This is a genomic window from Kitasatospora sp. NPDC058170 (assembly GCF_042883905.1).
In the GTDB taxonomy this organism is placed as follows: domain Bacteria; phylum Actinomycetota; class Actinomycetes; order Streptomycetales; family Streptomycetaceae; genus Kitasatospora.
The window spans coordinates 55,937-81,756 of sequence record NZ_JBHVUV010000017.1 but is presented as its reverse complement, the minus strand read 5'-3'; the positions used below and the strand labels follow the sequence as shown (position 1 = coordinate 81,756).

General features: G+C 71.2%; 23 protein-coding genes and 1 pseudogene. 16 read left to right on the top strand and 8 right to left on the bottom strand.

Translation table 11 applies throughout. The features are described from left to right. The first annotated feature begins 442 nt into the window (after positions 1-442). The 3 genes from ACFVVX_RS20265 (at position 443) to ACFVVX_RS20255 (ending at position 3,607) form a co-directional block, all read left to right on the top strand. A complete protein-coding gene (locus ACFVVX_RS20265; protein WP_387947400.1) occupies positions 443-1,705 on the top strand; it encodes an extracellular solute-binding protein in 1,263 nt (420 codons plus the stop codon). Positions 1,706-1,778: 73 nt separating this feature from the next. After that, positions 1,779-2,687, top strand: coding sequence for a carbohydrate ABC transporter permease (locus ACFVVX_RS20260; protein ID WP_387947398.1), 909 nt, complete (start codon positions 1,779-1,781; stop codon positions 2,685-2,687). Next, entirely contained in the window at positions 2,687-3,607 is a 921-nt protein-coding gene (locus ACFVVX_RS20255; RefSeq protein ID WP_387947396.1) for a carbohydrate ABC transporter permease, read from the top strand. The genes ACFVVX_RS20260 and ACFVVX_RS20255 overlap by 1 nt, the downstream gene beginning before the upstream one ends. A 206-nt stretch (positions 3,608-3,813) precedes the next feature. Here ACFVVX_RS20255 and ACFVVX_RS20250 read toward each other — a convergent pair whose 3' ends face one another. Next, positions 3,814-6,429 carry a collagenase gene (locus ACFVVX_RS20250; RefSeq protein ID WP_387947394.1) on the bottom strand — a complete coding sequence of 872 codons (2,616 nt, stop codon included), beginning with the start codon at positions 6,427-6,429 and terminating at the stop codon, positions 3,814-3,816. A gap of 610 nt (positions 6,430-7,039) precedes the next feature. Between ACFVVX_RS20250 and ACFVVX_RS20245 the strand changes: the two genes are divergently transcribed. Next, positions 7,040-8,197, top strand: coding sequence for a serine hydrolase domain-containing protein (locus ACFVVX_RS20245; protein ID WP_387947392.1), 1,158 nt, complete (start codon positions 7,040-7,042; stop codon positions 8,195-8,197). 156 nt (positions 8,198-8,353) lie between these two features. Here ACFVVX_RS20245 and ACFVVX_RS20240 read toward each other — a convergent pair whose 3' ends face one another. Beyond that, positions 8,354-8,521 (bottom strand): hypothetical protein, encoded by a 168-nt coding sequence (locus ACFVVX_RS20240; RefSeq protein ID WP_387947390.1) that lies wholly within the window; start codon positions 8,519-8,521, stop codon positions 8,354-8,356. 78 nt (positions 8,522-8,599) lie between these two features. On the opposite strand from ACFVVX_RS20240, the gene ACFVVX_RS20235 reads away from it, so the two are divergent. Together ACFVVX_RS20235 and ACFVVX_RS20230 are read left to right on the top strand one after the other, a co-directional pair. Further along, entirely contained in the window at positions 8,600-8,992 is a 393-nt protein-coding gene (locus tag ACFVVX_RS20235; protein ID WP_387947388.1) for a hypothetical protein, read from the top strand. 185 nt (positions 8,993-9,177) lie between these two features. Beyond that, positions 9,178-9,612, top strand: coding sequence for a hypothetical protein (locus ACFVVX_RS20230; protein ID WP_387947386.1), 435 nt, complete (start codon positions 9,178-9,180; stop codon positions 9,610-9,612). Between the two features lie 41 nt (positions 9,613-9,653). Here ACFVVX_RS20230 and ACFVVX_RS20225 read toward each other — a convergent pair whose 3' ends face one another. Then, positions 9,654-11,156 (bottom strand): MFS transporter, encoded by a 1,503-nt coding sequence (locus ACFVVX_RS20225; RefSeq protein WP_387947384.1) that lies wholly within the window; start codon positions 11,154-11,156, stop codon positions 9,654-9,656. 115 nt (positions 11,157-11,271) lie between these two features. Here ACFVVX_RS20225 and ACFVVX_RS20220 point away from each other — a divergent pair, with 115 nt between their 5' ends. The 4 genes from ACFVVX_RS20220 (at position 11,272) to ACFVVX_RS20205 (ending at position 13,790) form a co-directional block, all read left to right on the top strand. After that, positions 11,272-11,796: a MarR family winged helix-turn-helix transcriptional regulator gene (locus tag ACFVVX_RS20220; RefSeq protein ID WP_387947382.1), complete on the top strand. Its 525-nt coding sequence runs from the start codon at positions 11,272-11,274 to the stop codon at positions 11,794-11,796. Positions 11,797-11,922: 126 nt separating this feature from the next. Next, positions 11,923-12,501 (top strand): GNAT family N-acetyltransferase, encoded by a 579-nt coding sequence (locus ACFVVX_RS20215; RefSeq protein ID WP_387947380.1) that lies wholly within the window; start codon positions 11,923-11,925, stop codon positions 12,499-12,501. A gap of 230 nt (positions 12,502-12,731) precedes the next feature. Beyond that, on the top strand, positions 12,732-13,040 hold the full coding sequence (locus ACFVVX_RS20210; RefSeq protein WP_387947378.1) for a hypothetical protein: 309 nt from the start codon (positions 12,732-12,734) through the stop codon (positions 13,038-13,040). Between the two features lie 129 nt (positions 13,041-13,169). Next, positions 13,170-13,790 carry a hypothetical protein gene (locus ACFVVX_RS20205; protein ID WP_387947376.1) on the top strand — a complete coding sequence of 207 codons (621 nt, stop codon included), beginning with the start codon at positions 13,170-13,172 and terminating at the stop codon, positions 13,788-13,790. Positions 13,791-13,937: 147 nt separating this feature from the next. Here the strand turns inward: ACFVVX_RS20205 and ACFVVX_RS20200 are convergent, their stop codons facing one another. Further along, positions 13,938-14,492, bottom strand: a complete 555-nt coding sequence (locus ACFVVX_RS20200) for a hypothetical protein (RefSeq protein WP_387947374.1) — start codon at positions 14,490-14,492, stop codon at positions 13,938-13,940. 116 nt (positions 14,493-14,608) lie between these two features. Between ACFVVX_RS20200 and ACFVVX_RS20195 the strand changes: the two genes are divergently transcribed. From ACFVVX_RS20195 to ACFVVX_RS20185, 3 genes and pseudogenes are all read left to right on the top strand, one after another. Then, the gene (locus tag ACFVVX_RS20195) at positions 14,609-15,145 is read left to right on the top strand and encodes a DUF4240 domain-containing protein (protein ID WP_387947372.1); all 537 of its coding nucleotides are present in this window, start codon (positions 14,609-14,611) and stop codon (positions 15,143-15,145) included. A 208-nt stretch (positions 15,146-15,353) separates the two neighbouring features. Next, positions 15,354-16,034 (top strand): annotated as a pseudogene (locus tag ACFVVX_RS20190) (SPFH domain-containing protein); the annotation flags it as partial. After that, positions 16,011-16,991, top strand: a complete 981-nt coding sequence (locus ACFVVX_RS20185) for a serine/threonine-protein kinase (protein ID WP_387947593.1) — start codon at positions 16,011-16,013, stop codon at positions 16,989-16,991. The pseudogene ACFVVX_RS20190 and the gene ACFVVX_RS20185, both read left to right, overlap by 24 nt. Positions 16,992-17,165: 174 nt before the next feature. Here ACFVVX_RS20185 and ACFVVX_RS20180 read toward each other — a convergent pair whose 3' ends face one another. Next, complete coding sequence (locus tag ACFVVX_RS20180; RefSeq protein WP_387947370.1) at positions 17,166-17,645, bottom strand: RrF2 family transcriptional regulator; 480 nt, start codon at positions 17,643-17,645, stop codon at positions 17,166-17,168. A gap of 113 nt (positions 17,646-17,758) precedes the next feature. Here ACFVVX_RS20180 and ACFVVX_RS20175 point away from each other — a divergent pair, with 113 nt between their 5' ends. The 3 genes from ACFVVX_RS20175 to ACFVVX_RS20165 all read left to right on the top strand — a co-directional run bounded on the left by ACFVVX_RS20175 (position 17,759) and on the right by ACFVVX_RS20165 (position 23,324). Next, positions 17,759-18,490 carry an SDR family oxidoreductase gene (locus ACFVVX_RS20175; RefSeq protein WP_387947368.1) on the top strand — a complete coding sequence of 244 codons (732 nt, stop codon included), beginning with the start codon at positions 17,759-17,761 and terminating at the stop codon, positions 18,488-18,490. A 186-nt stretch (positions 18,491-18,676) separates the two neighbouring features. Then, positions 18,677-21,601: an ATP-binding protein gene (locus tag ACFVVX_RS20170; RefSeq protein WP_387947365.1), complete on the top strand. Its 2,925-nt coding sequence runs from the start codon at positions 18,677-18,679 to the stop codon at positions 21,599-21,601. Positions 21,602-21,833: 232 nt separating this feature from the next. Continuing rightward, entirely contained in the window at positions 21,834-23,324 is a 1,491-nt protein-coding gene (locus tag ACFVVX_RS20165; RefSeq protein WP_387947363.1) for a hypothetical protein, read from the top strand. A 153-nt stretch (positions 23,325-23,477) separates the two neighbouring features. On the opposite strand, the gene ACFVVX_RS20160 is transcribed toward ACFVVX_RS20165, so the two are convergent. From ACFVVX_RS20160 to ACFVVX_RS20150, 3 genes are all read right to left on the bottom strand, one after another. Further along, complete coding sequence (locus ACFVVX_RS20160) at positions 23,478-23,885, bottom strand: winged helix-turn-helix domain-containing protein (protein WP_387947361.1); 408 nt, start codon at positions 23,883-23,885, stop codon at positions 23,478-23,480. Beyond that, positions 23,882-24,544: a hypothetical protein gene (locus ACFVVX_RS20155; protein ID WP_387947359.1), complete on the bottom strand. Its 663-nt coding sequence runs from the start codon at positions 24,542-24,544 to the stop codon at positions 23,882-23,884. The genes ACFVVX_RS20160 and ACFVVX_RS20155 overlap by 4 nt, the downstream gene beginning before the upstream one ends. 140 nt (positions 24,545-24,684) lie before the next feature. Next, complete coding sequence (locus ACFVVX_RS20150) at positions 24,685-25,626, bottom strand: alpha/beta hydrolase family protein (RefSeq protein WP_387947591.1); 942 nt, start codon at positions 25,624-25,626, stop codon at positions 24,685-24,687. Between the last annotated feature and the right edge of the window lie 194 nt (positions 25,627-25,820).

Genomic DNA, 25,820 nt, shown 5'->3' with positions numbered 1-25,820 from the left:
CGTGTGTTCCGGGGGCTATCATGATGTGTGCATGCTAGAAACAAGCCCCTGGATGCACCCCGCACGGTCGGAGGTGACGGCGCCGGACCCGCTGTGCTCGACCATCGTCCGGGTTCGCCGCTGCCGGTCGGCGCCTCCGGGCGCCGGGTGGAGGTGAACACCCGCGCAGGGTTGCCTGACTGACGGAGCATCGACAGACAACGGTCCGGTAACAGGACCTGGACCAACGGGCGTTGCTCGTGAATACTTTCGCGACGCGGCAGATGTCTTTCGGATCTGCTCGAAACCCTCTCAATGCAAGCATCGGTGAACATGATCGGGTCGAAGCGCCCCGAGAATCACCGGCGCGCTGCCCGGGGAGTCCGAAGGCCGCTGCCGCTCTCCACCCAGGCCCGGACCCCGACCCGGACCCGGGCCCGACAGCGCGAAGGCGGTTGGTGCGGTGAACGGACGAGTGCTCGGTCTTGCTGCGGTGTGCGTGGTCACTTCCCTCGCTCTCACGGCGTGCGGCAGCGGGGGACCTTCGACGGACGGGAAGGTCACCCTCAAGCTCGTCGCCGCCGACTACGGCGACAAGGCCTCCAACAGTTCGAAGACCTACTGGGACGGCGTCGCCACGGCGTTCACGGCGGCCCACCCGGACATCTCGGTCGACGTCCAGGTGGTGAACTGGAACGACATCGACAAGCAGGTCAAGACGATGATCCAGAGCGGCAACATCCCGGACGTCCTGCAGACCGGCGGCTACGCGGACAAGGTCGCCGACGACCTCCTCTACAAGGCCGAGGACGTCCTCTCGGGCGAGACCAGGGCCAACCTCATCGAGAGCTTCGCCAAGGCCGGCGAGGTCAACGGCGTCCAGTACGGCATCCCGTTCGTCTCCTCGGCCCGCGCCCTCTTCTACAACAAGGCCCTCTTCCAGCAGGCCGGCATCACCGGACCGCCCACCACCTGGGACGAGGTCCGCCGGGACGCCGAGCTGATCAAGGCGAAGCTGCCCGGCATCACCCCCTACGCCCTCCCCCTCGGCCCCGAGGAGGCCCAGGGCGAGAGCATGATCTGGGAGCTCGGGAACGGCGGAGGCCCCACCGACAAGGGCGGGAAGTACGCCATCGACAGCCAGGCCAACATCGACACCTTCGGCTGGCTGAAGTCCAACGTCGTCGACCCCGGCCTGACCTACGCCAATCCCGCGACCACGGACCGAAAGACCGCGTTCGCCGACTTCGCGGCCGGCAAGGCGGCCATGCTCAACGGCCATCCCTCGCTGATCCGGATGTCCGAGGACGGCAAGGTCGACTACGGCGTCGCGCCGATCCCCGGCAAGGCGGGACCCCTCGCCTCCACCCTCGGTGTGGCGGACTGGTCGATGGCCTTCAAGGCGAACGGCCACCGCGACCAGATCAAGCAGTTCCTCGACTTCGTGTACGCGAAGGACAACACGCTCAGGTTCGACGAGACCTACAACCTCATGCCGGTCACCAAGGACACCCTGCGGGAGATGACGGTCAGCGGCAAGCACAAGGACCTCGAACCGTTCTTCACCCTCCTCCCGCAGGCCTCCTTCTACCCCCTCGGCGACACCAGTTGGGATGCCGTCTCCGCCGAGCTGAAGAAGGGCATCGGCAGCGCCGTCGCCGGCGACCCCGCCAAGGTGCTCGGGGACCTCCAGAAGAAGGCGCAGGCCGCCGTCGCGAACAAGTGACCGCACCGTGCCGTCCCGGCGCCGCCCCCCATCGGCGCCGGGACACCCGCCCACGCTCCGGAAGGCGCCCACCGTGCCCCTCGACCGCCCCTCCCCGAAGGCCGCCCGGGGCCCGCGCCTGCACAGGCTCGGACCGCTGCCGTGGATCGCCCCGGCCGTCCTCCTTATCCTGTTCGTGGTCCTCTGGCCCGTCTACGAGATGATCCGCACCTCCTTCCTGCGGATCAGCACCAGCGGCTTCGTCCGGGGCTCCGCGGGCCTGGACAAGTACCGCAAGCTCCTCGACGAGCCCGACCTCGGCCACGTCCTGCTCGCCACGGTCGTCTGGACCTGCGCCGTGGTCGGCCTGACCATGCTGATCGCGCTCGGCCTGGCCCAGCTCTTCGGCCAGCGGTTCCCCGGACGGCGGTTCACCCGCTGGGCCCTGATCGCGCCGTGGGCCGCCTCCGTCCTGATGACCGCCATCGGCTTCAAGTGGATGCTCAACCGGACCGCCGGCGTGCTCAACACCGCGATGACCGACCTCGGCCTCGTCGACGGCCCCGAGGACTGGCTCGGCGATCCCGCGACGGCCTGGCCCTGGATGATCTTCGTCGCGGTCTTCGTCTCGCTCCCCTTCACCACCTACACCCTGCTCGCCGGACTGCAGACCATTCCCGACGAGGTGTACGAGGCCGCCAGGATGGACGGCGCCTCCACGCTGCAGAGCTACCTGAGGATCACCCTGCCGCTGCTCCGGCCGGCCTTCCTGGTCGGCGTCGTGATCAACCTGATCAACGTCTTCAACTCCTTCCCCGTCATCTGGGGCATGACCCAGGGCGGTCCGGACAGCGCCACGTCCACCACCACCGTGTTCATGTACCAGCTGAAGAGCACCGACATCGGCGAGTCCGCCGCGATGTCCGTCGTCAACTTCGCCCTGGTGGTGCTGCTGGTGCTGGTCTTCCTCAAGGTCAGCCGCTGGAACAAGGAGGAGGGCTGATGGCCCCGCTCGCGAACCCCGTCCGGCGGCAGGCCCGCAGCGCCGCGGCACCCGGCGGCCCGGCCGTCCCCGCGCGCACCGGGCCCGGCGGCCGGGCCGCGCGCCGGACGAAGCCGCGCACCCTCGTCGTCGCGACGGTCGCCTGGCTGCTGGCAGCGCTCTTCCTGCTCCCCTACGCGGCGATGGTCCTCACGGCGCTGCGCCCCGCCGACGAACTCCGGGACGCCACCTACCTGCCGCGGCACTTCGCCTGGTCGAACTTCGTGAACGTCTGGCGCGACTCGACCCTCGGGGACAACCTCAAGGTCACGCTGCTGGTCGCGGCCGGGTCCACCCTGCTGGCCCTGCTGGTCGCCCTGCCGGCCGCGTACTACACCGCCCGGATCCGGTACCGGGGCCGAAAGCTCTTCCTGCTGCTCGTGCTCGTCACGCAGATGTTCCAGCCGACCTCGCTCCTGGTCGGCCTCTACCGCCAGTTCTACCGGCTCGGCATGCTCAACTCGGTGTGGACGCTGATCATCTGCAACGCCGCCTTCAACCTGGCCTTCGCGATCTGGATCCTCACCGCCTACATCTCCTCCATACCGGTCGAGTTGGAGGAGGCCGCCATGATCGACGGCCTCGGCCGGCTCGGTGCGCTGCGCCGCGTGGTGCTTCCACTGGCCATGCCGGGCGTGGTCACGGCGGTGATCTTCACCTTCATCTCGGCCTGGAACGAGTTCGTCATGGGCCTGACCCTCTCGACGGTGCCCGGCAGTCAGCCGTTGACGGTCGGCATCAACAGCTTCGTCGGCAACTACACCGTGCAGTGGAACTACCTGTTCGCGGGGTCGGTCCTCGCGATCGTGCCGGTCGTGGTGCTCTTCGCCTTCATCGAGCGGCAGGTGGTGTCCGGGCTGACCGCGGGCTCGGTCAAGTAGCCGTCGCTGCGGCGCTGGGAGCTGGCGACCCGGTGGCCGCAGCCGCCGAACCGGCACCCGCAAACGCAGGACGCTCGGCCGGGAGGCCCCGGCCGAGCGCCTGTGTGGACTGGTCGCGGCCCGGTCGACTCACCGGGTGCGGTGGTGCGACTGCCGCTCGATCCGCCGTCCGGGTCGGCCCCGATGCGCTTCGGCGGGTCGGGGGGTCAGAACTGGGTGCTGACCGTGACGCCGCTGAAGTCGGTGACGGCGTACAGGCTGAGGTAGCGGTAACCCGCGGTGGGGTTGGTGATGGTGACGGACTGGGTGGTGCCGGTGCCGGTGGAGGAGGCGGTGAAGGCGCTCGGCGAGGCCCAGGTGCCCGGGTTGTAGTACAGGTGCGCGGTGCCGGTGCCGCCGGAGGTGGTGACCTTCAGCGTGGTGGTGCCGGCCGGCAGGTAGACGTACAGGTAGTCGGTGTTTCCGGCGGTCGCGGCGCGGCCGGTCCGCGAGCAGTTCCTGCCCATCGCGTCGGTGCGCTGCTCGGTGCAGTTCGGCAGGGCGACCGGGGCGGCGGTCACGGTGACCGAGGCCGGGGTGGTGGCGGTCCGGCCGGTGCTGTCGGTGGTGGTCAGGGCGACGGTGTAGGTGCCGGCCGCCGCGTAGGTGTGGCTCGGGTTGCGCTCGTCCGAGGAGGTTCCGTCGCCGAACGTCCAGCGCCAGGAGGTGATCTGGCCCGGGCCGGTCTGCACGGACCGCTCGCTCACGCTGACGGTCGCGCCGTTCACCGAGGTGTCGAACAGGGCGGTCGGGCCGGCGGCGTAGCAGGCGCCGGCGGCGCAGGCGGTGAGCCAGGCGTCGAAGTCGGCGTCGTAGGAGGTGCCGAGGCTGTTGTAGACCGCGTAGCCACCGGTGTAGTCACCGGTACGGAAGCGGCCCAGCATCTTCTGGACGTCGGCCGGGTGCTTCTCCAGCATGTACCGGACGGCCAGGTAGCCCCACGGGTAGACCCGGGTGGTGTCCGAGTTGCCGTAGGTGTTCTGGAAGACGGTGCTCAGCTTGTAGGTGTGCAGGGCGGCCTGGGCCATCGCGTCGGTGTCGGTGGTGGCGCGGTAGCTGTAGGAGACGTACTCGGCGAGGCCCTCGACCCACCAGATGTCCGGGACGGACGTCTGGGTGGTGAAGTTGCCCTTCATGTCGTAGATGCCGTCGAGGTAGTGGGTGTACTCGTGGTTGAGGTTCCACACCCGGGCGGTGTCACTGTTGTTCCAGGCCTTCTGGTACATCACGTTCGCGGCCCGGTTGTTCGGGTCGGTCGGGTCCATGACGGTCTGGCCGCCGTTGTCGGTCGAGTTGCCGAAGATCGCCCACGAGTACGTGGTGTAGTCGGTCTTGTTGGCGAAGATCCCGAGGGTGACGGTCTTGTTGTACTGGTTCGGGATCGGTCCGTTGTCCTTGACCACGTTGTGGAAGAACGCGTCCTCGTTGCGCAGGCTGGTGCAGACGGCGGCCAGTTCGGCGGCCGACAGCGCCTGGGCCTGGATGGTGCGGTTGTCGCAGACCAGCTGGTTCGGCAGGACCACCGAGGTGAGCTTGGCGGGCAGGTTGCAGATGTCGTAGTACGAGCACTGGTTGTTGTCGTAGACGGTGGCCTGGAAGGCCGTGTGCACGTACAGCGACGCGTCGGCCGTGAGGAGCGGCGCGGCGTTCAGCACCTGCTTGACCAGCGGCTTGGCCACGGCCTCGACGGTGGGGCTGCTCCCGGCCATCCGGCCCAGGTCGTTGCCCGCGTTGGTGTCGAGGACGGCGTTGGGCCCGCTGAGCAGGTCCTTGTGGTTGATCGCGAAGTTGGCGAGGGAGGTGACGAGGCTCGGGTCGGCGCCGACCGCGTTGACGAAGTTCGGGTTCGCGTTGCCCCGCCAGAGCGGGAACCTCAGCACGGAGTTGACCGCGCTGACCATCTTCGGGATGGCGTTGTAGGAGTTGTTGTAGTCGTCCAGCACCCGCTTGTAGACGCCCAGGTAGTCGGCCTGGATGTTGGCGCTGTCGGTGAGTGTCAGCACTTCGAGGAGCACGCCGCCGTTGCTCTCGGAGACGTCGTGCCAGCGGGCGCCGGCGAAGAACGCGTCCAGGCCGCCCTTGACGGCGGCGGTCAGCTCGCCGGTGTACGGGCCGGCCGCGTCGGGGTAGTAGGACTGGATGTAGTAGCCCACCCGCAGGTAGAGCACCAGCTGAAGGATGCCGGTCGAGTTGTCGCCGGTGTAGGCGGCCGCCAGGTCCTTGAAGGCCGCGGCGACGGTCAGCATCCGGGACTGCTTGAAGATGGTCGGGTCGGTGCCGCCGTTGGTGAACAGCGCGGAGACGCAGTCGGTGGTCGAGCTCCTGAGGAACGCGACCAGGTCGGCTCCGGTACGGCCGGCGAAGTCGGCCGGGGTGCAGGTCTGCGCGGCGGCCTCCGCGGCCGCGCCCGACTGGGCCCGCGCCGCCGGGGACTTGGGCTGGACGGGGGCGCTCGGTGTGGCGGCCGGCTCGCCCATCAGGGTCTGGCTGAGCAGCGCCGGGGACAGCGGGGCGGCGGGCGCGGCGAGGTTCTCGGACCCCGTCGTCGCGCCGGCGGTGGACAGGCCCGCGGGCCTGGCGGCCGCGGCCGCGATCGCGGCGGGGGTCGTGGCGGCGGGCGTGGTGGCGGGCGTGTTGGCGGCGGGGGTCGTGGCGGTCGGGGCCGGTCCGGCGGTGACGGCAGGAGGTGCCGCGAAGGCCTGGGCCGGCAGCACGGCGGTGGCCGTGGCGCAACAGGCGACGACGCCGGCTGCGAGCGTGGAGAGACGTATGCGCAGGTGCACGCCGAGTCCTTCTTGAGTGGGGGGGCAGCCTGACGTGGGGTCAAGCCGAATGAGGGATGGCGTGGATCCTGTCACCGAATGAAGGTGAGAACAATGTCACAGGTCATATGTCATGGCAGTTTCAGCCACCTCGCCGCCCACCGCGCCCGCCGTGTGGCTGACCTGCGACGGTGAAGGCCCGTGCAGGCCCGGCGTGCGGGCGCCGGACGGCCGTCACGTCACGCGCGGGGAGGTCGCCCGCGGCCCCGCAGGCCGACGGGCCGCGCGGAGTGGCCGATCTGCGCTCCGGCCCGGGACGGGGCCTTGCCCGCGGGCCGGGCGCGGACGACGCGGGCGATGTGGACGACGCGGGCAACGCGAACGACGCGGGCGACGCGGGCGACGGCGACGGGGAAGGGCGCCGGCGGACGCGCGGCGTTTCACGGTGGCCCCTCCTCACCGCCTGGGCGGGGGTGGCCGGGGCTGCTGCTCCGATCGGTCGCGGGAGTGTTGCCCCGACCAGGTGACGGCTGCGGCCGGTCGGCGGTGGCCGGGGTGCGGCGGGTGATGCGGTGGGGCGGGCGGTACCCCTACCGCCCCACCCGCCGGCCCCGCCCCCCAGGAGCTCCCCATGCAGCTGACACGTCCGCGCCTTCGCCCGCTGCTCGCCGTGCTGGCGGCCGCCTCCGTGCTCGGCCTGGCACCAGCACCCGCCCAGGCCGGCCAGGCGCACGACGACGCCCGGCTGCAACGACGTCTGGACGAGCTGGTCGCCCGGGCGGACGGCCCGCCCGGGGTCATCGCCGTACTCCGGCACGGTTCCCACCGGGAGACGCTGCGGGCCGGAGTGGCCGAGGTGGGGAGCGACCGGCCGCCGCGGCCGACCGACCACATGCGCATCGCCAGTGCGGCCAAGGCCTTCAGCGGAGCGGTGGCACTCGGACTGGTCGACCGCGGTCTGCTCGGACTGGACGACACGCTCGCCGAGCGCCTGCCCGCGCTCCCCGCCGCCTGGGGCGCGGTGACGTTGCGCCAGCTGCTCAACCACACCAGCGGGCTGCCGGACTACAGCTCCTCGTCGGAGTTCCGCACGATCATCCAGGCCGACCCGCACCACGTGTTCGAATCCCGCTGCCTGCTCGACTTCGTCGCCGGCCAGCCACTGGAGTTCACCCCGGGCTCGCAGTACGCGTACTCCAACTCGGACAACATCGCGGTCGCCCTGATGGCCGAGGCCGCCTCGGGCAGCCGCTACGAGGAACTGCTGCGCACGGTGGTCTACCGTCCGCTCGACCTGCGGCAGACCAGCCTTCCGCAGGGCTACCGCCTGCCCCGGCCGTACCTGCACGGCTACGCCGTCCGGCCCCCCGCCGCGCCCGAGGACGTCAGCACGCAGTTCGGCGCCTCCGGAGCCTGGGCCTCCGGCGGGATCGTCTCCACGCCGGACGACCTGGTGAGGTTCATGGGCGGCTACGCCGGAGGCCGGTTGATCGGCCCGGCCGTCCGCCGCCAGCAGCTCACCTTCGTCGACGGCGCCTCCGAGCCCGCCGGGCCCGGCCGCAACGAAGCCGGGCTGGCGATCTTCCGCTACACGACCCGGTGCGGCGTGGTGTACGGCCACACCGGAAACACGGCCGGCTACACCCAACTGGCCGTCGGTACCCCCGACGGCAGCCGCTCGCTGGCCTTCTCGGTCACCTCGCAGGTGAACCAGTCCGGCACCCCGGAGCTGCTCGCCGAACTCCGCGACATCCAGGAGGACTTCGTGTGCGCGCTGCTGGCTGACTGAGACGTCGGCCCCGCCTTGGCGCATCCCCGGCCGTCCGGGATCCGCCGAGGCGGGGCGGCCCGTCGGCCGGTCGGCCCCGGTTGCTGTGCACCGCGGTAGGTCTACGGGTGCGGCCGGTGCCTCAGCGGGGCGGGCGGCTCAGGTGGGTCGAGTGCCTCAGCGGGTCGGGGAGGTCTGCGCGGTGAGGGACCAGGGCGCGGCCCACAGGGGGACGACCTTGACGGCACCGGCGGAGCCGCGGGTACGGCTGCCGGTGGCGTGCGCGGGGGTAACGGTGGACGGGACGGTCCGGGCCGGGGCGGTCATGGTGTTCTCGGTGGTCATGTCCGGGAACCTATCCGGAGGCACTGACAGATCAGGACCCTCAAAACCGGGGACGAGACGCCGAGTTAGGATCCCACGGTGAAGATCTGGACGGAGCGCCCCACCAGGACCGACGTCGAGGCGGTCGTCTGTCACTACTTCAGCCTGCTCCGAGCCGGGAGGATCCCCGAGGCTGTGCAGCTCGTCGACCACGCCTCGGTCCGGCACGTGCTCAGGTCACTGTGGGACGGTTCGGTCGACGCCGGTGTCGATGAGGACGAGGCGAGCGGCACCCCTGCTGCCGACCAGTGGGAACAGGACCTGTCCTGGCTCCGCGAACTCGAACTCGCAGACTTCCACTGGGGCTACGAAGCCACCGGTTTCTACGTCGAGATCCTCTACCGCGCGCGGATCATCGAGGTGTCACTGAGCTTCCGGGTCAAGCCTGTCGACGCCGGCTGGGTCCTCTCGGGTCCGGCCACCCTCTGGTAGTTCGGCGGTAGTTCGGCCGGAACCCCCGCCGGGCCCTTCGCGCGTGGGTCCGACCAGTGGCGCGCGAGGCCCCTGAAGATCGTCTCCCGTGTACGTGGTGATCGCCTTCCGGGCCGGTTGTCAGTGCCGGCTGCCATGCTGCCTGGCAGAAGAGGACGGCAACGGGTGAGCAAGGGCTGTGTGCGATGGGTTTCGAGGGCCAGGTCTGGCGTTTGGTACGCCGGGAGGAGTCGGTGGGCGCGATCGCGGGCGAGATCGTCGGCGAGATCGTGATCGAGGAGGCCGACTTCCCGTGGCTGCACGGGCGCTTCGTGCCGGGGGAAGCGTTCCCCGCCGTCCAGCCGCTGTTCGCCCGTTCGCTCGCGCTGTCCGAGGCGGAGGACTGGGAGGCCTTCGACGCCGCGTACGAGGAGATCACGAGCACCGTGTCGATGGTCTCTCCCGCGGGCCCGGTCGCCGAGTTCCTGCTGCACATCCAGGACGACGAGGCCTGGTTCCGGTGGAGCGACGAGCCGTTCGGGGACGGGCGGGGCGAGCGTGAGGCAGACGGTTCCGGGTCGTCCGCGGGCAGTGGCGCCGACCTCGACGTGCCGGAGATGACCCCCGGGCTCCGCGGCTGAACACCGTCCGCCGCGGAGCCCGGCGATCGCCCGGCCGGGTTTCAGACGGTGAGACGCTGCTGTGGGTCGGAGCCGTCGGCTGCGGGCTCGGGCGTGACGCCGTGCTGCTCCTCCTCGGGGCGGCCCTTCCTGGGCAGCAGGAAGGTGATCGCGAGGAACGCCAGCAGCAGACCTGCCTGGACGATCAGCGCGCGGTGGAAACCGGCGGTGAAGTCACCGGTCTCGGCCTGCGCGAAGAACACCGAACCGAAGACCGCGACGCCGATGGAGCCACCGACCGCCTGGACCGCCGACAGGACGCCGGAGGCGGAACCGATCTCGTCGTCGTCGACCGCGGCCAGGATGAAGCCGAACAGGGCGGCGATCACCATGCCGGCGCCGACGCCCGCCACCGCCACGCCGGGAACGATGTCCCGGATCGAGAACGAGGCGGCGTCGAGGCCGTCGAGCTCGAACCACAGCACGGCCGCGCCGACCAACTGGACCAGTGGGCCGATCTGCAGCACTCGGCGGCCGATCCTGTCCGCGAGGAACGCGCCGCTGACGGCTCCGCCGATCGCGGTTCCCACCGCGAGCGGCAGGTTGCCGAGCCCTGCCTCACCGGCGGTGAAGTGCCGGCCGATCTGGAGGAACAGGGTCAGCACGAGCTGCGTGCCGATCAGTCCGCCGAAGAACAGGGCGATGCCGCCGAGCCCGACGGTGAAGGCCGGCTTGCGCAACAGGCCCGGGGTCACCAGCGGTTCACGGCCTGCGGCGGCGGTTCGGCGCTGCTGGACGGCGAACAGGGCGAACCCGGTCACCGAGGCGGCCATGCACAGCCACGTCCACAGTGGCCAGCCGTCCTCCTGTCCCTGGTTCAGCGGCAGCACCAGCAGGGCGCAGGACACCGCCACCAGCGCGGCGCCGGCCACGTCGACCCGTACCGTGCGGTCGCCCGCCTTCCTGGGCACGAACTTCGAGGCGATGATCAGCGCCGCGGCTCCGATGGGCAGGTTGATCAGGAACACCGACCGCCAGCCCAGGTCGAAGAAGTCGCCCTCGATGAGGAAGCCGCCCAGGACCGGGCCGATGATGCCGCCCAGGCCGAGGACCGGTCCGAAGACCGCGAAGACCCTGGTGAGCTCGGGTCCGGAGAAGTTCTCCCGCAGGAGGCCCAGGCCCTGGGGCAGCAGCATCGCTCCGGCGGTGCCCTGCAGCAGGCGGAAGGCGATCAGCGACCCGGTGTTCGGCGCGAGCGCGCACAGCAGTGAGCTCGCGGTGAAGGCCGCCAGGCCGATCAGGAACATCCGGCGCCGACCGTAGCGGTCGCCGAGCCGGCCGCCCAGGACGAGGCCGGCGCCCAGGGTGAGGGCGTAGCCGCCGATCACCCACTGCAGTCCGGCGGAACCGGCACCGAGGGATTCCTCCAGGTCCGGCCCGGCGACGTTCACGATCGAGGCGTCCAGGAGGTCCATGATCTCCGCGACGATCATCACCGCCAGGATCAGCCACCGCCACCGGTAGGGCTCGGTCGTCTCGTCAGGGGTGGGGGACGGGTCACGCACGCCAGATACCTCCATGGTGAAGTAATTCCATGATGAAGGTAAATTGATGGCGGTAGGTTGTCAAAGCGGGCTGCGGTGTGGACCGCACGGTACGAGGGAACGGTGGAGGGTCTGCATGGAGGAAGCGATGCGCGACGGCGTCGCCGAGCAGCGTGAGCGGCTGATGGAATCGCTGAGGACCTACGGCGGCCGCTACACCGAACTCGGCCGGCGCTTCGCCGCCTGGCTGGGCCTGCACTCCACCGACGCGACCGCGGTACTGGAGATCGCCGCCGCCGAGGAGCGCGGCACGCCCCTGTCACCGGCGCGGCTGAGCGAGCGGATCTCCCTGTCCACGGGAGCCACCACCGCGCTCCTGAACCGTCTCGAAGCGGCAGGGCACATCACCCGCGCCCGCGAACACTCCGACCGGCGCGTCGTCACCCTGCGCAGCGGCGCCCACATCCAGGAACGGGCGGACGAGTTCTTCGGCCCGCTCGCCCACCGCCTCGACTCCGCGATGTCGCACTACCCGCCGCAACTCCTGGAGCAGTTCGAGGCGTTCATGGCCGACCTGAACGCCACGATGGACGCCCACCTCGCGGAACAGGGCCCGGCGGCACCGGCCTCCGCCCACGGGCCGGGTGGCCGGACGCCCTGACCGGCGCGGTGTCGACCACGGCGGGTCGGCAGCACCCGAGGCTCGGTGAGGGGTGAGGCCCCTGGCCGGGGTTGATCGGTCGGCGAATCTTGATCGCTTCTGAGCCTGTTGGCTAGGTTGGCCGTCATGACCGACCACAGGGCCCTCGCCTGGCCACCCGCCCCGATCAGGACCGAGCGGCTCGTACTCCGCGCGGCCGAGGCCCGGGACCGCGCGGCGGTCATCGAGCTGAACGCCTCGTCAGAGGTGGGCACTTACCTCGGCGGCCCGCGACCGCGTGCCGAGCTCGAACGCGCGGTGCCCGAGGTGCCCGGGCAGCGCCCCGGCTTCTTCGTGGTCGAGCTCGACGGAGCGGCGATCGGCACGGTCCAGCTCGACCCGCAGGACCCCGTGCGTCCGGCGGCTCGCCGGGAGGCCGGGGAGACCGAGCTCGGCTACCTGTTCCTGCCGCAGGCGTGGGGGCACGGGTACGCCACCGAGGCGGGCGCGGCGGCACTCGACTGGTTCGCCGGCGCGCTGCCCGGTGAGCCGGTGGTGCTCTACACCCAGACCGCCAACCTCCGCTCGATGCGCCTCGCGGCGAAGCTCGGGTTCACCGAGCTGGAGCGATTCGAGGCATACGGCGCCGAGCAGTGGTTCGGCGTGAGGCCGCCGGTGTGCGGTGCCGGCCGTGGCCCTCTACCGTCCGGTCCGCCCCGTCGGTAACCTGGCGGCCACTGACCGCTCTTGGGGGAGACGGCATGGTTGCTGGAGACTTCGCGCGTTTGGTGGGGCGCCGAAACGCACTGCGCTACCTGGGCCTCGGGATCCTCGGGACCGTGGTTTCCGCGTGCTCGGGGAACGGATCCGGCGGGGGACCCAAGGTGCAGGCTGTCAAGGCTTTCGCGAAGGGGACATGGTCCTACGAGTCCAACCAGGGTCATGAGGGAAGACTCGTGATCCGCAGTGACGGGACGTGGTACACCACCCAGTGGGGCGGGGTCGGCGGCCGGTGGAAGTACGCGGGCGGCGTCGTCACGGTCTCCGACCCTATGGATCTCGGCAGCGCCGACCAGCAGCAGGACTCCCTCACCGTGAGCGAGGTCCCGGGGGAGATCGCCCCCGATCTCGGCAAGACCTTCCCCCTGGTGGCGGGGTGGGCCGAGGTCGGAGGAGAAGGGGACCTCGACGTACAGGTGACGGGGCAGACCGTCCGGTTGAGCTTCGGCGGTGGAAAGCGTGTCATCACCTGCACACGGGCATAGCGGGCACGGGCCACAGGGCCCCGGTGAGGTGAAGCCCCTTCTCCGGGAGGACACCGAACTGCGGGTTGTCCCGGCCTGGTAGCGCGTGCAGCCACTCGCTTCACCGGAATCCTTGCGAAGATCCTCGGTATGACCGCTCTTTCTCCCGCCGCCCGCGACGACTTCGACGACCCGTTCTCCGAGCTCGGTGATCCTGTTCTGTCCGTCGCTGACAAGGGGCGGGGCTTGCTTGCCGTGGCCGGCGCGCACGAGTACGGCATGGCCAGGACGGTAGGCGTCTTCGATGTGACCGGCCGTGCTCGCCGCCGCTGGCTCCTGAGCTCACGACATCCCGTGAACGCGATGGCCTTCCACCCGACCCGACCCCTGCTTGCCGTGGGATCCGGTGACTACGACGGCGGGTACTTCTTCGAGGGAGAGCTCCTGCTCGTCGACCTGAAGACCGGTACCACCCTGTCGCTCATCGAGCATTTCCTTGGCCGCCAGGTGCTCGGACTGGAGTGGCTGAACGACCAGGACCTTCGCGTCCTGATGGCGCCGCCCGACGACTGGAAGGACCGCAAGGCCCACGTGGAAGGACACATCGCCGTGGTGCACCGCGCCGACTGGACCGCGGTCGGGGCCAAGACGCTCACTGGCCGAGACCTGGCCGGCCCTCGCGTGCCGGCGCCCCGCCCGGACCACCGCGAGGCCGCACGACAGGCCGTTGCCCGTCTGACGTCGCCGCGAACCCGCCGACACCATCGCTAGCGGGACACGCGCGTGAGGACGTGACCCCGAGGCAGGAGCAGGCAGCAGAGTTCATTGGCCTTCGCGGGGCGGCGGCGAGTCCGGCGCGGTTGCGGTTCGCCATATTCCCCGGAGAACTGTGGTGCATCAGGCATGGTTGCCGGCTGCTCAGGCGGTGTCCGCCGAGGTGTCGAGGGAGGTTGCGAAGGCCGCGAGGGTGGTGAAGTCGTCGTTGCGCAGACCGATTCGTGGATTGACGTGGTGGAGCAGGGCGGGTGCGCGGTGGTTGGCGGCCACGTGTGCGTGGTCCGCGTCGCCCTGTTCGTCGTCCACCCAGGCGAACGGTCGGCCGTCGGCGTACTCCACCAACGGGTCGCACTTCCAATGAACGCCATCAGGGCGCTCGTTGAGCAGGGCGCTACCGAAATCGACGAACGGCAGTTCGGGCAGACCGACCGCAGGTCCGATCCACCTGTTCGCGTCGCCCATCCAGGCGGTGGCCCAGCAGATCTCGTAATCGAGGGCCAACAGCGCCCGCCCGTGATCGGGGTTGAGCCATATCCGCAGCGGCCTCCTGTGGGTCCGCAGGGTCCCGGGCTCCCCGGCTGCCCCGTTCTCCTGGGGGATGCGGAGGGTGGTGTAGCCGTCGGGGCGCCTCTCCGGCTTTGCCGCATACGGATTCAGGGGTCCGTCGACGTCGAGGAACAGCAACGGCCGAGTCATGGCACCTCCGAACTTCCGCTTCGCACGATCTTCCGGCCGGCCTCATCCGCCTCACCGGCCGGCCATCCCGGACCTGCGAACCACTATGTCAGAGGTCGGTGGCATGCTCAGCGGCCATGGACACCCAGCAGTTCTGGAAGCTGATCGAGGAAGCCCGTTCACAGGTTCCGGTCCCGGACAACGGTGAAGCGGTGGCCCATCAGGCTGCCGTGCTGCTCGCGCTTCGCCCGGTCCCGGAGATCGTCACCGCCCAGCAGGTCCTGTGGGGCCTGATGGCCGACTCCTACCGGGCCCCGCTCTGGGGAGCCGCCTATGTGATCAACGGGGGATGCTCCGACGACGGATTCGACTACTTCCGCGGCTGGTTGATCACACAGGGGCGGGTGACTTTCGAGCGCGCCATCGCCGATCCCGACGCACTCGCCGAACTCCCCGCCGTGCGGGCCTTTGCCGGGGACGGGATCGACATCGAGTGTGAAGAAGCCCTGAGCATCGCCTGGGACGCCCACCGGACTGCCACCGGGGAGGACCTCCCAAGTGACGCCTTCAGCATCCGGTACCCGGATCTGGATCCGGACTGGAGCTTCGACTTCGACGACGGCGACGAGCTGAGCCGACGGCTGCCTCGCCTGAGCGCGCTGTACTCGGAGTAGCGACGCACCGGCCGGACCGGGGTGCCGCCGTGCCCGCCCCGGCCTCGTTCCGGTGGTGCGTTCCGAGGTTCTGCCCAACAGCCATCGCCCGAACAGTTCCTGTCGTCCCGTCAGTGAATTCCAGCCCGTTCACGGGGGTGGATCTGGAAGACTTCCGCACGGCACAATCTGAGGCAGCGCAGGGACGGCAGAGTGGGCGGGGGAGCCGTTGCAACCGATCGTCATCGTCCTGGTCATTCTGGTGGTGCTGATCTCCATCACCGTCGTCAGGGCGATCCGTGTCATTCCACAGGGCAGTGCCGCCGTCGTGGAACGGTTCGGTCGCTACACCCGCACCCTCGACGCGGGCCTGAACGTCGTCGTCCCGTTCATCAACAAGGTCGGCGACCTCGTCGATCTCCGTGAGCAGGTCCTTCCCCTGCCGCCCCAGCCGGTGAGCACCCGGGACAACGTGGTCGTCGACATCGACACGGTCGTCCACTACCAGGTGGTCGACATCCGGGTCGCGGTCTACGGGGTGGCCAACCACGTCCGGGCGATCGAGCAGCTCACCGTCACTGCGCTGCGCAGCATCGTGGGCGGCATGGAGCTGGAACGGACGCTCGTCTCCCGCGAGGAGATCAACGTGGGCCTGCACCGCGTGCTCGACGAGGCCGCCGGCGCGTGGGGCGTCCGTGTGCGCCGCGTCGAGGTCAAGGCCATCGAGCTGCCCGTTTCCGTCCAGGAGTCGTTTGAGCGGGAGATGCGCGCCGACCGGGACAAGCGTGCTGCCATCCTCTCCGCCGAAGGCGTCCGGCAGTCGGCGGTCCTTCGCGCCGAAGGGGAGAGGCAGGCCGCGCTGCTGAAGGCGCAGGGCGAGCGCGAGGTGGCAGCCATCCTCTCCGGCGGGAACGGCGGGAACGGCGGGAACGGTAGGAACGACGGAGGCGGGGCGTCGCACCACACACCGCAGTCGCCCGTCCGGGCCGCTCCCGCTCCCGCTCCCGTCCCCGGACACCAGCCGCTGCGGCAGGACGACCCCCGCCGCATCGGCCGGTACCACCTGACGGCCCGGCTGGGCCAAGGGGGCATGGGGACGGTCTACCTCGGCCGCTCTCCCGGGCAGCGCCTGGTCGCGGTCAAGGTCATCCGGCCGGAGTTCGCCGCGGACCTGACGTTCCGGGAGCGGTTCACCCGCGAGATCGAGGCCGCACGCCGTGTCGGCGGATTCCACACCGCGCCGGTGGTCGACGCCGACCCGCACGGCGACCCGCCCTGGCTGGCCACCGAGTACATCCCCGGCCCCTCGCTGCACGATGTCCTCGCGCAGCAGGGCGCCCTGCCCACGCGGACGCTCCACACCCTCGCCGCCGGCGTCGCCGAAGCGCTCGAGGGCATTCACGCGTGCGGCATCATCCACCGCGACGTCAAACCCAGCAACATCATCATCTCCGCCACGGGTCCTCGCGTCATCGACTTCGGGATCGCCCGGTCCCTCGACAGCACCGCACTCACCAGCGCCAACCACGTCGTCGGCACGCAGGGCTTCCTCGCCCCGGAACAGCTCACCGGCGCTCCGATCACGCCTGCCGCGGACCTCTACGCCTACGGCATGGTGCTGTGCCACGCGGCCGGAGCCACGCCGCTCACGAAGGGCGAGTCGCTGGAGTCGGCCCTCAGCCTGCTGCCGTCCCGCTTCGTCGGGATCATCACCCGGTGCCTCGACCATGATCCGAACGGCCGACCGACCCCCACCGAGGTGCTCGAACAGCTCGCCCGGAGCGACTCGCCGCCCGAGGACTGGCTGCCGCCTCCCGTGCGCACCATGGTCGACCTGTACAGCGCGCCTACCGCCCCGGCGCCATGACCGCCGCCGGACGGGTCCGTCCCGGGTCGTGACGTCCGTGACGTCCTGGGCTGCTTCCGCGTGACCGCGACGCCGTGACCGCGACGCCCTGACCGCGCCCCCCGTGACCGCGCCCCCGTGATCGCGACGCCGTGACCGCGCCCCCGTGGCCGCGATCAGTGCGGCCGATCGCGGTCACGGGCCCGCGTTCAACCAGGCGCCGATCCTCGGCAGGGCCTCGGGGCCGCTGTCGCCCTCCACCGATGCGGCGAGGTCGGCGATCGTGACGGCGGCCAGCGACGCGCGCCACGCCGCGTCGGCCGCTCCCATCGCCCGCGCGATCGGGCACTGCTTCGTGCACTGCTCCGGCGGCGTCCCCAGCGGTCCGCGCTGACGTATCTCGGTGCAGACGAACGCGGGACTCGCCCCGTCGACGGCCCGCACCACGTCCAGCAGGCTGACCTCCTCGGGCTTTCTGGTGAGGACGTAGCCGCCGGTCTTGCCCTGGACCGAGTGCACCAGGCCCGCGCGGGACAGCGCCTGCAGCTGCTTGGCCAGATAGCTCGGCGACACGTCGTGCAGCGCGGCCAGCCGAGCCGCCGGCACCGGATCGCCGGCCGCGGTCAGCACCACGCAGCAGTGCAGTGCCCACTCCACGCCACCGGACAGTTTCATGCCACCTCCACTTGACTCGGACAAAGGATATCCGAGTACTATCTCGGATATCAGCTGTCCGAGTTTGCGGCGGGAAGCGGGGGCGCGGCTCGGCTCACGAAGGAAGGCGCACCATGAAGATCACCGTCATCGGCACCGGACTCATCGGCTCCCAGCTCGCCACCGAGCTCACCGCACGCGGCCACCAGGTGACCGCCGCGTCGCTGTCCTCCGGCGTCGACCTGCTCACCGGAGCCGGCCTCGACGCGGCGCTCGCCGGCGCGGAGGCCGTGGTGAACGTGACCAACTCGCCCACGTTCGACGAGCAGTCCATCGAGTTCTTCCGGACCACGGTGGGCAACCTCCTCGCCGCAGGCGAGCGGGCCGGTGTGCGCCACCAGGTGGTGCTGTCCATCGTCGGCGTGGACCAGGTCGCCGAACTCGACTACTACCGGGCCAAGACTCTCCAGGAGGAGCTGCTGCGCGGCGGTCCGACGCCCTACTCGATCGTGCGGGCCACGCAGTTCTTCGAGTTCATGGAGCCGACCATGTCGTGGACCTCGGACGAGACCGAGGTGCGACTGCCCGCGACGCCGCTCCAGCCGATCGCCAGCCGTGACATCGTCGACGTCCTCGCGGAGGTGGCCACCGGCACGCCGCTCGGCGGGGTGCTGGAGATCGCGGGCCCCGACACGTTCACGCTCGACGAGATCGGCCGCATGACGCTGGCCGCCCGGGGCGACCGGCGCCCCGTCGTCGTCGACGACCGGGCGGGCCTGTTCGCCGCCGTCCACGGGGACGTCCTCACCCCGGGCCCCGGCGCCCGCCTGGCACCGACCCGCTACCAGGACTGGCTCAAGGGCTGACCACGCCCAGCGGCGCGAGGCACTGCGCGGCGCGCGCCGCTGACACGCCGGACCGGACCAGGAGCCGCCGGGTCGCCCGGGCGCCGTTGCACAGCGCAGGAGTGGCTCGTAGCGTCGTGGTGTGGGGTCCGCCCTGTGTGGTCGTGGTCGTGGTCCGGACGTGTCGGACCGTCGGAGCTGGTGATCGTGTCCGATTCCAATGCCGGTGGGACCGGCGTCCAGCGGGGCCCGGCGATGGTGGGCAGGGACCGGGAGCTGCGGCTCGTGACGGAGGCGCTGCTGCACCCGCCCGCGGTGGTGCTGGTGGAGGGCGACGCCGGTGTCGGCAAGTCGCGGCTGGTCCTGGAGGCGGCGCGGGTGCTCGGGTCGCACGGCGCGCGCGTCCTGACCGGGATGTGCCATCCGCTGCGCGAGCCGTTCCCGTACGGGCCGGTGATCGACGCGCTGCGCGCCGCGGCGCCGCTCATGGCGGCCCGCGCCCCGGTGGTCGCGGCGGCCGCGCCGCTCGCCCCGCTGCTGCCCGAGCTGGCGCCGTGGCTTCCCGACCCGCCCGACGGCGGGGCGCCCGCCGTCGGCCGCCACGCGATGGTACGGGCGATCCGGGCACTGCTGGAGAGCATGCAGGCGGTGACCCTCGTCGTCGAGGACGTGCACTGGGCGGACGAGGCGACCCGGGAGTGCCTCCTCCTGCTCGCCCGGGACCTGCCTCCGGGCCTGGGGCTGGTGGTGACCTACCGGCGCCAGGACCTGCCGTCGGGAGCGGCACCGCTCGGGAGCGCCTACAGCCGCCCGCCCGGAGTCACCGGCGCGGTCGTACCCCTGCAGCCCCTGGACGGGCCCGCGATCGCCGAGCTCGTGTCGAACGCGCTGGGCCGTCCCGCCGCGGACGGTCTCGCCAGGGCGGTGTTCGAGCGCAGCGGGGGGATTCCCCTGGTCGCCGAGGAGGACGTCCACGCGCTGGCCGCCCTGGGAGGGCTGAGCGGTGACGGGAGCGGCGGGAGCGCCGCGCAGGCGGTGGACGAGGCGGGCGCGCTCAGGTCCGCGGGTGTCCCGCGGTCCCTGCGGGAGGTGGTCGCCGACCGCCTGGCGGCGCTGTCCGCGCCCGAGCGCGCGGTGGTGGACGCGGCCGCCGTGCTGGAGGTCCCGTCGAGCGAACCCGTCCTGGCCAGGACGGCGGACCTGGCCGCGGGCGACGCCCAGGCCGCGCTGACGCAGGCGCTGCGCCGGGGCGTGCTGAGCGAGCACCCGGGTCTGGTGTACGGGTTCCACCACGTGCTGTACCGGCAGGCCGTTTACGACGACATCCCCGGGCCGGTACGCACGCGGCTGCACCGGCGGGCCGTCGGCGTCCTGCTGGAGGAGTCGCCGCCGCCGCTGGTCAAGGTCGCCCACCACGCGCGGGCGGCCGGCGACGGCGAGGCGTGGCTGCGGTACGCGAAGGCGGCGGCGGAGCAGGCCGCGGAGGTCAGGGACGACGGCACGGCCGTCACCCTCCTCAACGACATCCTCCAGCACCCGAACCTGACCGCCGAGGACCGGTCCCGGGCGGCGGTGGCACTCAGCGAGGCCGTGGTGACGCGGATCGAGTACCGGCGCAGCACCGCGCTGCTCCGGCGCATCCTCCACGACCCGCAGCTCGCGGTGACGGCGCGCGGCGAGATCCGGCTGACCCTGGGTCGGCTGATGGTCAACCAGGACGACGATCCCGACGGGCGCCTGCAGCTGGAGCGGGCGGTCGAGGAGCTCGGCGAGGAGCGGCCGGAGAAGGCGTCCCGGGCGATGGTCGCGCTGGCCCTGATGGACGACACCACCGCGCGGGAGCAGCGGCGGTGGCTGGAGCGCGCCGAGCAGCTGCTGTCCGGGAGCGGTGACGAGGCGGCGTGGGCCGCGTTCACCGTCAACAAGCTCTCCTGCCTGGCCTCGCGCGGCGATCCGGGCGTGTGGGCCGGTCTGGAGGCCCTGCCGCGCACGGGGCCGGCGCCGATCCTCTTCGAGACCGCCCGCGGCCTGTACAACGGCGGCGAGGCGGCCGCGCTCCTGGGCGACGACCGGCGGGCCCGCCGCCTGGCCGAGGAGGCGCGCCGACTGGGGGAGCGGCTGGAGTCGGACATCCTGACGGGGTACGCCAGGGGGACGCTGTTCCACACCTCCTGGAGGCAGGGGCACTGGGCGGCCGCGCAGGCCGAGCAGGCCGCGCTGCGCGCCGACTACCCCGACCTCGTCACCGTGCAGTGGGAGGACAAGCTCATCGCCGGCGCGACGGCGGTGGCCCGCGGCGAGCTCGCGCAGGGCCTCGACCTGCTCACCGACATCGTGCGCAGCGGAACCGGCCGCCACGTGCTGTGGGAGGCCGCCGCGTGGATCTCCAGGGTCCGCCTTACCCAGGACGACCCCGATGCCGCATGGGCCCTGCTGGCGGGGCCGCTCGCCCAGATGCGCGCCACCGACCACTGGGCCGCGGGCCATCCGCTGATATCGGTGGTCGTGCGTACCGCCCTGCTGCTCGGCGACGCCGGTACTGCCCGCGATGTCGTGGAGAGCGCGGAGGAGGCGACCGCGGACTGCGACACCCCGGCCGCCCGTGCCGCCCTGCACACCGCGCGGGGCCTGCTCTGTGCGGGCACGGACCCCGTCCGCGCGGGCACCGAGCTCGGGCGTGCGCTGACCCTGCGCCGGGACATCGGTCGCCCCTACGACACGGCCCTCGCGATGGAGGACTGCGCCGCGGTGCTGGCCGCGACCGCTCCCGAGCAGGCCGTCGACCTCCTGAACCAGGCGCTCGGCACCTACGAGGGTCTGGGTGCCCTCTGGGACGCCGACCGTTGCACGCACGCCCTGCGCGGGCTCGGCGAGATCCACCCGCAGCCGCGCGGACGCACCGGCTACGGCAATGAGCTCTCACCGCGCGAGGCCCAGGTCGCCCGGTACCTCGCCCGGGGCGCGACCAACAAGGAGATCGCCCAGGCGCTCTTCCTGTCCCCCCGGACCGTCGAGCAGCACGTGAGCAAGGTGCTGCGGAAGCTCGGGGTCACCCGCGCGGCCGTGCCCGGCATCGCCGCGCTTCCCCCGGAAGCCGGTCCCGGCGGTAGCCGGTCGCAGGACGGCCGGTAGGGCCTCGCGGCGCGGTCCTGACGAGGGGTCACGGCGCCGAACCGGTGGGCGCCGTGACACCGGTGCCCGTTCGGCCCGCCGATCGGGGAAGCCCGCGTCCCGCCGTGAAACGGTTCGGCCGAAACGCTGGTGAAGTCTTCGTATATCGAATACGTTTCACTGGCGCCGATCGGAGGCCGGCCTCCGATGGGCTGCCGAGCCCCCGTACCTCCCCCACCCACCGGAGGATTTCGTGACCGGAACACCCCAGCCCGTCGGTCGTAGATCGGTCCTGCGCGGCCTGCTCGCCGCCGGCGCTGCCGCGTCCCTGCCACAGATCGTCAGCCTGGCGAGCGCCTCCGCCGCGGGCATCTCCACCGGCTCCTACGCGATCCGGTTCGACCAGGCCGCGAAGCAGACCATCGCCGGCCTCGGGTTCGAGATCCAGTCCGACTCGATCGGCTCCGGCAACCAGGGCATGCCGGACCTGGTCAGCGGTGTGCCGTACGACCTGACTCCCGCGGAGCGCACCCGCTTCCAGCAGCAGATGCTCAAGGCCGGCCGCTCCGACCGGGGCTTTCGCTACTGCCGCCTGGCGATGGGCCTCTACCACCGCGGCCTGACCCCCGACCGCAAGCGCTTCGTCGACCGCTACGAGAACCAGACCGCCCTGCTGGCCGACATGGTCCGCGGGGCCGGCGTCGAGGGTCTGGCCGTCGAGTACTGGTCCCCCGCCCCCGGCTGGAAGGCCAACAACAGCCTCATCAAGGGCAGCCTCGCCTCGGGCATCGACCTGGCGGCCTTCGGGGACGCCCTGGTCGACGATCTGAGGTACCTGTCCGACCGCGGCCTGAGGATCTCCTACTGGGGCCTGCAGAACGAGCCCCGCTTCCAGACCAACTACGCCTCCTGCGCGTACACGCCCGCCCAGTACCTGGCCGCGCTCAAGGCCGTCGCCCCGAAGATCCGCGCCGCCCACCCCGGCGTGAGGATCCACGCGGAGAGCCTGGACGGCTGGAAGAACGACATCGGCAAGGCCCTCACCGCCTCGCCCGAGGCCATGGCCCTGATCGACGGCTGGAGCTTCCACCGCATCGGCAAGGACAGCACCGAGCAGATCACCGGCGACTTCACCTCCGGCGCCGGCGGCAAGCCCGTCTTCAACAACGAGTTCGAGTACCTCCAGAGCCAGGGGCCGATGACCGACTGGCGCACCGTCAACACGGCGCAGTCGATCATGAACTGGATGACCTTCCAGAACTCGCCGACCTGGTGGTGGCTGCACGCCCTCAAGCCCACCACCAACGCCGAGTCCGAGGGCTACTCGCTCGGCTTCTGGCGCCCCCCGCACGACACCGACTTCTCGCACCACGCGCAGATCCAGGTGGGCCACTGGGACTTCAACCCGCGCAACTGGAACGCCGTCTCGGGGTTCGTCAAGTACATGCCCTGGGACTCGGTCCGCTACCACGTCGACGAGCCCCGCCACACCGACGGCGCCTACTACTCCGAGCACCGGATCATGGCCTGGCGCACCACGGCGGGCAAGCCGGTGTTCGCGCTCACCAACCGCTCCGCCACCGAGCCCTTCACCTACACCGTCGACACCCAGACCGCCGCCGGCTTCCAGGGCCACCGCTACGGCCCGGCCACCAACGACCGGACCCTCGCCGCCAAGACCGGCCCGACGCTGGAGATCACCGTCCCGCCGCTCTCGATCGAGTTCTGGGTCCGCACCCCCTGAGACCCCGGGCGCCGGCGGCACCGCTCATGGGTAGCGGCCGTTCTCCGCGCTGGGTGACCCGACACCTCGAAGCGTGGGGAACGGCCGCTTCCGCTGTCCCGGGAGGAACCGCAGATCAGCAGGTCGGGTGACCTGTGAGGTCGGGCAGGGAGCTCAGCCCGCTGCGGGAGCGGCTGCGGGACCGGGGCCGGGGCCGGGACCAGGCCCGCCTTCCCCGTCGGGGGCCTGGTGCCCTTCGGGTCCTGCGAGCGCCCCGGGATCCTCCAGCTGGTGGATCAGCGCCTTGAGCGTCGCGATCTCGTCGTGCAGGGCCTTCTTGCCCGCCTTGGTGAGCTGGATCCAGGTGCGGGCGCGTTTCCCCTCGTAGCCCTTGTCGATCGTGACCAGACCTGCCTTCTCCAGGACGCCGAGGTGCTGGGAGAGGTTGCCGGCGGTGAGGCCGAGCGTGCTGCGCAGGTACGTGAACTCCACCCGCCGGGTCTCCTTGGCCACTGCGAGGATGCCCAGCCGGACACGTTGGTGCACGACGTCGTCGAGGCTGCTGGTGGGGTGTTCGGTCATGCTGCGGACCGTACCCGGACCCGCTGCAGCAGGGCGAGTCCGATGCCGCCGAGGAGGAGCACGCCTCCTTCGAGCAGGATGTTCGGGAGGAAGCGCCACGGCGACGGGTCCAAGATGTCGACGGGGCTGAACATGGCGGCCAGGTAGGCGCAGGTGATGGCGAGGAGCACCCAGCTGCGCTCGATCCGGGCGAGCAGCAGCAGCGCCAGCCCGATCGTGCCGGCCGGGCTCACCACCGTGTCGAGGAACAGGACGAGTGGCGCCGGCCCGTGAATCCAGGTGAGGAACCCCGGGGACAGGACCGTCCACGTCACGTAGACGGTCATGAGCGCGACCAGGGCGATACCCAGTGCCAGGTACGGTCCGACCTTGATACCCAGGCCGAGCCGGTGGGAACGGCGCAGGTAGAACCAGTAGATCGCGCCATAGGCCAGCATCAGTGCCACCGGCCAGTACCACATCGCCGGCGGCAGGTCGGGGGCGTCGGGGTCGCCCTGGCCGTAGCGGACCACCGGTGCCGCGCCGAACCGCACGGCGGCGAAGGCGAGAAGGGGGAACCAGGCGCCACGCTGCTCACGGCGGACGTGGTGGACCAGGGCCCGCTTCATGTCCAGGAGTTGGCGGGGGTCGCTGGGGGACGGGACGGGCTGAGTCGTCATGCAAAGAGGTTTGCATGACAAACCGATTGAGTCCAGAGATCTGTTTGCGTATTGCCCTCAAGGGCAGGGGAGAGGGGGCGGGTCGCTGCGGTGCCGGGCTCGCGGTCGTCCCCGCCTCCCCTCCTCCCGTTGGGGTCCGCCTACTTGCTCTGCAGCCTCCCCAGCGGCTCGGGGTCCGCGTCCAGTGCGGTGGCCGCCGCCGTCCAGCCGGTGTCCTCGGGGTGGAGGGCGCTGCGCAGGAAGGCTGTGCTGAGCTGCTGGATCAGGGCGACGCGTGCGGGACTCTCGTCGGTTGTCTCGGCGGCCTCGTACCCGGGGATGCCGCCGAGCGAGTGCTCGGCCCCGAACAGGGTGAGCAGGCTCTTGCTGCCCGGGCTGTGGGTGTAGGGATCGGTGAACCAGTCCGGTCCGCGCGTGGACAGGTGGGACCGGTCGTGGTCCCCGGCGACGATGAGGGCCGGCGCGGTCATGGTGTCGAAGGAGGGCCGCAGGAAGGGCAGGTGCTCGGCGGTGAACGGGGTCAGGGAGTCTCCCAGGCCGGTCAGGGCGAGCAGCACACCCGCCTTGACGCGGGGGTCGGACAGGTCCTCGCCGGGTGCGCCGTCGGGGTCGAGGACGCGCGCGCCGAGCAGGGTGCTCGCGCTCTGGGCTCCCCAGGAGTGGCCGGCCGCGGCGATGCGGTCGTGGTCGATGCGTCCGGCGAGACCCGGTACGGAGGCCTCCAGGACGTCGAGTCCGTCCAGCGCGCGCGTGAGGTCCTCGATTCGGAAGCGCCAGATCCTTGGCGTGCGGGGGTCCTCGGCCGGAAGGCCGAGTGTCCTGGAGTCCAGGTGGGTGGGCTGGATGACCACGAAGCCGTGGGCGGCCCAGAAGTCAGCCAGCGGGGCGTAGCCGTTCATCGACCAGCCGAAGCCGTGCGAGAAGACGATGACGGGCAGGTCGCTACCGGTGGCGGGGGCGGAAACGCGGACCTGGAGGTCCTCGCCGCGGCCCGGGGCGGGCAGGACGACCGGCTTCGCGGACACCACCGTGACGGGTGCGTCCGCGGCGGTTCGGGCGTCCTCGGCGTTCTGGGCGTCCATGGCGTTCGAGTCGGACATGGGAGTGCCTTCCGTTGGGTTCTTCGCAGTCCCGGGTTCCGTGGGTTCGGGGCCCGGCGGTGCCGGTGGGTGCTTGTCCTGCACGGACATGCCGGACCGGCCCCCGGTCTGCCACAATGGGCGAAACGGAACCTCGTTCCGCTCACGATACGGAACATGGTTCCGCTTTGGCAATG

Coding starts and splice junctions, on each gene's coding strand:
- ACFVVX_RS20255 (WP_387947396.1), top strand. CDS start 2,687: ATGGCCCCGCTCGCGAACCCCGTCCGGCGGCAGGCCCGCAGCGCCGCG.
- ACFVVX_RS20245 (WP_387947392.1), top strand. CDS start 7,040: ATGCAGCTGACACGTCCGCGCCTTCGCCCGCTGCTCGCCGTGCTGGCG.
- ACFVVX_RS20240 (WP_387947390.1), bottom strand. CDS start 8,521: ATGACCACCGAGAACACCATGACCGCCCCGGCCCGGACCGTCCCGTCC.
- ACFVVX_RS20230 (WP_387947386.1), top strand. CDS start 9,178: ATGGGTTTCGAGGGCCAGGTCTGGCGTTTGGTACGCCGGGAGGAGTCG.
- ACFVVX_RS20220 (WP_387947382.1), top strand. CDS start 11,272: ATGGAGGAAGCGATGCGCGACGGCGTCGCCGAGCAGCGTGAGCGGCTG.
- ACFVVX_RS20215 (WP_387947380.1), top strand. CDS start 11,923: ATGACCGACCACAGGGCCCTCGCCTGGCCACCCGCCCCGATCAGGACC.
- ACFVVX_RS20205 (WP_387947376.1), top strand. CDS start 13,170: ATGACCGCTCTTTCTCCCGCCGCCCGCGACGACTTCGACGACCCGTTC.
- ACFVVX_RS20200 (WP_387947374.1), bottom strand. CDS start 14,492: ATGACTCGGCCGTTGCTGTTCCTCGACGTCGACGGACCCCTGAATCCG.
- ACFVVX_RS20195 (WP_387947372.1), top strand. CDS start 14,609: ATGGACACCCAGCAGTTCTGGAAGCTGATCGAGGAAGCCCGTTCACAG.
- ACFVVX_RS20180 (WP_387947370.1), bottom strand. CDS start 17,645: ATGAAACTGTCCGGTGGCGTGGAGTGGGCACTGCACTGCTGCGTGGTG.
- ACFVVX_RS20175 (WP_387947368.1), top strand. CDS start 17,759: ATGAAGATCACCGTCATCGGCACCGGACTCATCGGCTCCCAGCTCGCC.
- ACFVVX_RS20160 (WP_387947361.1), bottom strand. CDS start 23,885: ATGACCGAACACCCCACCAGCAGCCTCGACGACGTCGTGCACCAACGT.
- ACFVVX_RS20155 (WP_387947359.1), bottom strand. CDS start 24,544: ATGACGACTCAGCCCGTCCCGTCCCCCAGCGACCCCCGCCAACTCCTG.
- ACFVVX_RS20150 (WP_387947591.1), bottom strand. CDS start 25,626: ATGGACGCCCAGAACGCCGAGGACGCCCGAACCGCCGCGGACGCACCC.